Origin of the sequence: Mesorhizobium escarrei (assembly GCF_935825525.1) — a bacterium.
Lineage (GTDB): Bacteria > Pseudomonadota > Alphaproteobacteria > Rhizobiales > Rhizobiaceae > Mesorhizobium > Mesorhizobium escarrei.
Genome location: NZ_CAKXZT010000069.1, coordinates 1 through 1,531, shown reverse-complemented (window position 1 = coordinate 1,531; position 1,531 = coordinate 1). Strand labels below are relative to the sequence as shown.

The following is a 1,531-nucleotide window of genomic DNA, read 5'->3' as shown; positions in this document are numbered from 1 at the left end:
AAGATCCTCCCGACCCGCCGGCTGGGCCGAACCGACATGGAGATCACCCGCATCGGGTTTGGCGCCTGGGCGATCGGCGGTGCCGATTGGGCGGTGGGGTGGGGTACTCAAGACGATCGTGAGTCGGTCGCTGCGATCCGTCATGCGGTGGAACGCGGCATCAATTGGATCGACACGGCAGCTATTTACGGCCTCGGCCATTCGGAAGAAGTCGTGCGGCAAGCCTTTGCAGAGATCCCGACCAGCGAGCGGCCCTACGTTTTCACCAAATGTGGCCTCGTCTGGGATGAAAACGATCGCCAGGCGCTGCCCCGCAAAGTCGGCGCGCCCGCAAGTGTCCGCCGCGAGGTGGAAGCCTCACTGAAGCGCCTTGGCGTTGAGCGCATTGACCTCTACCAAATGCACTGGCCGGCCGAGGATGGGACGCCGCTGGAAGAATATTGGCAAACGCTGCTCGACCTGAAGAAGGAGGGCAAGGTCCGTGCCGTCGGCCTTTCCAATCATAGTGCCGCGCAGTTGGAAACGGCCGAAAGCCTCGGCCATGTCGACACGCTGCAACCGCCGTTCTCCGCGATTCGTCGCGAGGTCGCCCAGGCCGAACTGAATTGGTGTCACGCCCATCAGACCGGGGTCATCGTCTACAGTCCCATGCAATCCGGCCTCCTCACCGGCGGCTTCTCCGTCGAGCGTGCCCAAGCCTTGCCGAAAGACGATTGGCGATCCCGCAATGCGGAGTTCACCGGCGAAAAGCTCACCCGCAACCTGAGGTTCGCGGATGCCTTGGTACCAATCGCGGACCGTCACAGCACGAGCGTTGCAGCAGTTGCGATTGCCTGGACTCTCGCTTGGCCGGGGGTGACGGGTGCGATCGTCGGTGCCCGCAGCCCGGCTCAGGTGGACGGCTGGCTGGATGCGGCAAGCCTGGATTTGACAGGGCAGGATCTGACCGACATCGCTGCCGCCATCGAAGCGACCGGCGCCGGCTCTGGCCCGTTGCAGCCCGGGAAGTGATTGCACCGATGATGTTGGAAACACGAACACAGGTGCGGCTCCTCGGCTTGCCGGGGAGCCTGCGCCTAGGCTCTTACTCCCTTGCCGTCCTGCGAGGCCTGCAGCCGGCCCTGGGGCCGGCGGTTGATCTCCAGATCGGCGACCTGCGGCTGCCTCTTTACGACCAGGACCAGGATGGAGCGTCGACACCGCAGACAGTGCAGGCGTTCAGGCAAGCCGTTGCGGAAAGCGATGGGCTCGTGATCGCGACGCCGGAGTACAATCACGGCATCCCAGGCGTTCTCAAGAACGCGCTTGACTGGGCATCGAGGCCGCTAGGCCGCTCGGCGCTGACCGGCAAAGCTGTGCTCGTCATCTCTGTGTCGCCGGCCTTCACCGGCGGCGTTCGTGCTCAGGCGCAGGCCAACGAGACGCTGCTCGCCATCCAGTCACGTCCCGTTCTCGGTCCGCAGGTCGTCATCGGCAACGTCGCCGACAAGATCAGGGATGGACGATTGACTGACGAACCAAGCCTGCGCTT

General features: G+C 64.2%; 2 protein-coding genes. Both read left to right on the top strand.

Going from position 1 to position 1,531, the window contains the following annotated elements:
• Window positions 1-3 precede the first annotated feature (3 nt).
• Entirely contained in the window at window positions 4-1,011 is a 1,008-nt protein-coding gene (locus NMG80_RS04895) for an aldo/keto reductase (RefSeq protein ID WP_254017096.1), read from the top strand.
• A gap of 8 nt (window positions 1,012-1,019) precedes the next feature.
• A partial coding sequence (locus NMG80_RS04890; protein ID WP_254017095.1) for an NADPH-dependent FMN reductase occupies window positions 1,020-1,531 on the top strand: 512 nt, incomplete at its 3' end.